This is a genomic window from Okeania sp. SIO3B5 (assembly GCF_010692555.1).
In the GTDB taxonomy this organism is placed as follows: domain Bacteria; phylum Cyanobacteriota; class Cyanobacteriia; order Cyanobacteriales; family Microcoleaceae; genus Okeania.
Genome location: NZ_JAAHHG010000657.1, coordinates 1 through 4,892, shown reverse-complemented (window position 1 = coordinate 4,892; position 4,892 = coordinate 1). Strand labels below are relative to the sequence as shown.

5 protein-coding genes are annotated in these 4,892 nt (G+C 39.3%); 3 read left to right on the top strand and 2 right to left on the bottom strand.

Annotation, left to right across the window (positions count from 1 at the left end):
- Positions 1 to 983, top strand: a 983-nt coding sequence (locus tag F6K54_RS40360; RefSeq protein WP_293090018.1) for a transposase, incomplete at its 5' end; no start/stop codon positions are given.
- Positions 984 to 1,115: 132 nt separating this feature from the next.
- Here F6K54_RS40360 and F6K54_RS40355 read toward each other — a convergent pair.
- Both F6K54_RS40355 and F6K54_RS40350 read right to left on the bottom strand, forming a co-directional pair.
- On the bottom strand, positions 1,116 to 1,553 hold the full coding sequence (locus tag F6K54_RS40355) for a VOC family protein (protein WP_293090016.1): 438 nt from the start codon (positions 1,551 to 1,553) through the stop codon (positions 1,116 to 1,118).
- Between the two features lie 305 nt (positions 1,554 to 1,858).
- Positions 1,859 to 2,383 carry a TIGR02652 family protein gene (locus tag F6K54_RS40350; RefSeq protein ID WP_293090015.1) on the bottom strand — a complete coding sequence of 175 codons (525 nt, stop codon included), beginning with the start codon at positions 2,381 to 2,383 and terminating at the stop codon, positions 1,859 to 1,861.
- A 207-nt stretch (positions 2,384 to 2,590) separates the two neighbouring features.
- On the opposite strand from F6K54_RS40350, the gene F6K54_RS40345 reads away from it, so the two are divergent.
- Positions 2,591 to 3,742 (top strand): transposase, encoded by a 1,152-nt coding sequence (locus tag F6K54_RS40345; RefSeq protein ID WP_293090013.1) that lies wholly within the window; start codon positions 2,591 to 2,593, stop codon positions 3,740 to 3,742.
- A gap of 286 nt (positions 3,743 to 4,028) precedes the next feature.
- Positions 4,029 to 4,556 (top strand): gamma carbonic anhydrase family protein, encoded by a 528-nt coding sequence (locus F6K54_RS40340; RefSeq protein ID WP_293090012.1) that lies wholly within the window; start codon positions 4,029 to 4,031, stop codon positions 4,554 to 4,556.
- The last annotated feature ends 336 nt before the right edge of the window (positions 4,557 to 4,892 follow it).

Below are 4,892 nucleotides of genomic sequence, written 5' to 3'. Positions count from 1 at the left end.
GGGTAAGAGGTCACATGACAAGTGTCAAACAATTGAGGAGCCGTGTGCAGGGAAACTTGCAAGCACGGTTTTGTAGGAGAGGGTGGGGGAGCGATTCCCTACTCGACTCCACCAAATTATCAGATGATTGTATGTTTATAAGTTTTACTGACAAGTTTAAATCTGGCAAGTTTTCTCTGTACTGTGATTCAGAAACAAGAGAGGATTTGTTTAGGTCGAAAATTAACCGTGTGAGAATTATTAGACGCGCAGATGGCTATTATTGTCAGTTCTGTTTAGATGCTGAAAGAAAAGAGCCAGGAAATTATACTGGCAATTTTATAGGTATTGACTTAGGCTTAAAATATTTCTACAAAGACCAAAATGATAATGCTGTTGTTTATCCTCAATATTTGAGGAAGTCAGAGAAAAAATTAAAACGTCGGCAACGACAATTAAGCAAGAAGTTTGTGAAAGGCAAAAAGGGGTGTGACCCCGCGTCGCCGACAGGCGCAAGGGAACGCGCACCAAGACAGCCTCAATCAAACAATTACCACAAAGCTAGAAAGAGACTAGGGTTATGTCACTTGAAGGTAAGTAGGCAGCGTAAAGACTGGAGCATTAAGCAAGCCCGGTGCGTAGCGGCATCTAACGATGTTGTCGTCTATGAGGACCTGAAGATACAAAACATGGTCAAAAATCATCATTTGGCAAAGTCAATATCTGATGCAGCGTGGTATCAATTCACTCAATGGTTGGAATATTATGGAAAAATTTGGGGTAAAGCAGTTGTTTCAGTAAATCCCAAGTTCACTTCTCAAGATTGTTCTAATTGTGGGCATAGAGTCAAGAAAACTTTGTCAACTCGTACTCATGTTTGCCCTAGCTGTCATGTTGAAATATGTCGTGATACTAACGCAGCACGAAACATCTTGAATCGTGGATTAGAAATAATAGGTATTGAGTGGAATCAAGGTACCGTAGGGCATACGGGAACCTCCTAGTAATAGGGAACGCTTTGGGAGACAACAGCCTCTGCTAATGATGGGCAACTTGCCGATCGTAAGCCGTGTCGATGAGCAAAGAATCACTTTTTGTGAGAATCCCCGTGCCTAACAGCCGGGGAGTATGTCAATCTAAGGATTTAACTTTCTAATAAATTCTAAAGGTAAACCATCACAGTCAGCAATAAAAGCAACTTCATAAACATTATTTCCAATCATTTGTTGAGTGGGTTCTAAAAGAATTTTCAATGGTTGAAACATTTCTGGTTGTGCTATTTTAGCAGCATCAAATTGCTGTTTTAAATCATTTAGCCAACTAGGTAAATCTGTAGTTTTTTGAGTCAAATCAAATGATAAATGATAATATCCAACATAATGCTCATCCCCAAAAGCATCAGGAGCAGGTTTTGGTTGGGGAATTTCAATCAGTTCAATTCTGCCATTTAATCCCTCCATCCAACAAGCTAAAGTATAGCCTGTAGTAAAGCGTTCGCAGACTGTAAAACCTAGTTTTTCATAGAAAGCGATCGCTCGATGAATATTGGCTGTCCGAATCGAGGCATGGTGCATTCTAGTTTAATATTTTCAACCTGATTTTCAGTATTAATTTTACACCAAATAGAACTCAGCTAAGACGAATTTATTTTGACAATAAATAAAGATAACTTTTCTCTTGAAAAGGGAAAGACTTTTCAGCTATCAACCATATTCAATAAATCAATATTTATCTTTTCTTTTGCAGGTTTAATACCCCACTGTCAACAGGGGTGCTGAAAATTGTCTGGGGTTTGTAGATACGGAGTAGCGTGTCGAAGACTATAATAAGAATTCTGTCTTCTGCCCTCTGCCCTCTGCCCTCTTAAATGCCGAATAGCTTATTCAAACAATCGAAAATAGGGATATCGAACAGGTACTCCTGCTTCTTTGTCCAATTGAAAATTGATTACTTCCCAGCAAGGATCATCCTTGGGATTGGGACTAAATTCTACAGGTAAACCATAAAGTTTGGGCTTACAGGAAGAGTCAGAATTAGAACGCCAGGGGGTATTACGTTCCAAATAGGTACTAACCAACTCCTGATATCTTTGAGCAATAATCACACGAGTAGCTCTATATCCTTGAGTATAAAGTCGATCTAGAGCTTCATGGATTTCAAACCTAATACCGTCGGGATGAGTATGTTGCCTATACCACTCATCATTCCATAAACGCCAGTGACGGCCAGACTGAAGATGATACAACTCCGCAGTATTTGGATCGACTTCAAAAGCCCCATGACGAGGACATAAATAAGTATCTGTTAAGGTGAGAGCTGGTATGGTCTGATGACAGTGGGGACACTGAATTTCAGGGCCAAACATTGGGTATTGGAGGGCAGGATTGATAGAGAATTGGGTCATAGTTTCTAGAGAGCCGTGGTGACTTAATTATAGTTAGCTTGATCAAAGAATCTGAGCCTAATAGCTATAGAGTTGTTACTAAAGTACTACAAAAGTTTGAGTTAAAGATGAGAGCCAGGCGGTTTTAACCCCTGGGTGAAAAATGAGACACGGGATTTATCCCATTGTATCCTACACAACTGTGTAGGTTTGTGTTATAATTATCCTATGAGTAAATTAACTTTGACACTAAAACTACCTTTTTATCGACTCAACGCTTGTAAAGCAGCAGAGTTTGAGCGCCTAACTTTGCTCAATACTGAAGTGGCCAATACATTGCTAAGTGTTGATAAATCAGTTCGTCGCAAGTATACAAGCAAGGATTTTCATCATATTGAAATAGGTTCAATGTGGATTAATCAAACTATTCGTAATACCTGCGCTCAGACTAAGGTAAAAAAATTTAAACGCTTACCAATAGAAGTAAATAACCAAGGGTATAGTGTTAGTCGTCAAGGTGATTTATTTACAGTTTCTCTAAGTCTATATAGAGGTAAGAAAAAACGAATACCTTTAACAGTTCATTCAGCTTCACACCAAGAAACTTTAGAAAAAATTATTAATGGAGATGCAGCCAATGGCTCTCTCAAAATCTCCAAATCTCGAAAAGGTATTTGGTATGCACTAATCTCGGTATCTATGGATGTTCCGGAACCTGGATTAGTTAATGGTTGGATAGGAGTTGATAGAGGTCAAAATAATATAGCAGTGGCAGCATTACCATTAAGTTTTGGCAAGTTTTGGAGCGGTAAACAAGTAAAAAGCTTAAGACGTAAATTTCAAAAATTACGCACAGAACTTCAAGAGTCGAAAAAGCTCAGGAAAGTCAAAGAAATAGAAAGACATGAGCATAAAATTATGACTCATATAAATCATGTCATTTCCAAGCAATTAGTACAATTTGCCAAAGACTACAACATGGGTTTACGGTTTGAGGATTTGTCAGGTATTAGACAAACTTCACTTCAACGTAGAAAAAATAAGTCAGATGCTAGCAAAAACCGAGACCACTGGGCATTTTATCAGTTAGAGTTATTTACTAGGTACAAAGCTAGAGTTGCAGGTGTACCAGTAGAGTCTGTACCAGCACCATACACTAGCAAATCAGACCACCGTAACGGTGTAATAGGTAAGAGGGTTAAACATACTTTTACAGGTGTTGATGGTTACACTTGTAATGCTGATTGGAATGCTTCTCAAAACATTGGTCAGTGGTTAGGTTTTTCATGTCCTTTTAATCTTCAGAAAGCTGTATCTGTAATGGATATGGTTGATTTAAAGGTAGGGGTCAATGACAGTCCCTCAACTAATGAGAAGTAAAAACAGGCGGATTTATCCCCTGTTTTTACAACCTTTAGAATCCACGCGGTTTTAACCCGTGGAGTGTCAAATCAAACTCTTAACTTATATTATGGGGTAAAAACTCGGCTGGGTCGTACCACTATTGACAATTATGATATTCTATGCTGTTTACTATGTAGTTGTAATTTGTGAATAACTTCAATAATTTCTAGATTGAATTTTGTAGGTTGCCTAAAGTTTCCTGGCTGAATTATTTTTTGATAAAATTCTGATCGAGCAAAAATCACTAACATTAACGAAGATCATGTCAAATCAGCCCTCTTTTTGGTCTCCTCCAGATTTGTCCCAAGCTGCTTTTGTGGCAGATAACGCTGTAGTTATGGGTATGGTTGAAGTAGGAGTGGGAGCTAGTATTTGGTATGGGGCTGTTGTCCGGGGGGATGTAGAAAGGATTATGATTGGAGACCATAGCAATGTCCAGGATGGGGCAGTGCTTCATGGAGACCCTGGTTTGGTAACAGTTTTGGAAGACCATGTGACAATTGGACATCGAGCTGTGATTCACTCAGCTCATATAGAAAAAGGTTGTTTGATTGGCATTGGAGCTGTAATTTTGGATGGCGTGCGAGTAGGGGCAGGTAGTATTGTGGGAGCTGGATCTATTGTCACTAAGGATATACCGCCTTTGTCTCTGGTGGTGGGAGTACCTGCAAGAAAAGTTAGGGAGATCTCAGAGTCAGAAGCTGCTAATTTGATTGAACACGCTCAACGTTATGAAAAGTTAGCGTTAGTCCACGCTGGTAAGGGAACTGATGTTGGATTTACCAAGTAAGGTCAAAAGTGTATTTGAAGTCAAAAGTCAAAAGTCAAAAGTCAAAAGTTAGTTGAATAGTTGTGAAGTCAAAAGTCAAAAGTCAAAAGTCAAAAGTGTATTTGAAGTCAAAAGTCAAAAGTCAAAAGTCAAAAGTGAAATGAAGATCGTATCAGTGAAGAAAGATAATTAATCTTTTTCCTCTTTCCTTGTTGGTTCTTCCTTTCTTGTTGACATCCTCCCCGGCTGTTAGGCGCGGGGATTCCTACTGAGCCGTAGCTCTTCGGCGGGTTGACGCTTTGCTTCGCATAGCTGCCGCTAACACAGGGTGCTGCTTCCTTGGCGGTAGTCTGATGC

Excerpts from the sequence above, each read along its gene's own strand:
- F6K54_RS40355 (WP_293090016.1), bottom strand. The coding sequence starts at position 1,553 with ATGCACCATGCCTCGATTCGGACAGCCAATATTCATCGAGCGATCGCT.
- F6K54_RS40350 (WP_293090015.1), bottom strand. The coding sequence starts at position 2,383 with ATGACCCAATTCTCTATCAATCCTGCCCTCCAATACCCAATGTTTGGC.
- F6K54_RS40345 (WP_293090013.1), top strand. The coding sequence starts at position 2,591 with ATGAGTAAATTAACTTTGACACTAAAACTACCTTTTTATCGACTCAAC.
- F6K54_RS40340 (WP_293090012.1), top strand. The coding sequence starts at position 4,029 with ATGTCAAATCAGCCCTCTTTTTGGTCTCCTCCAGATTTGTCCCAAGCT.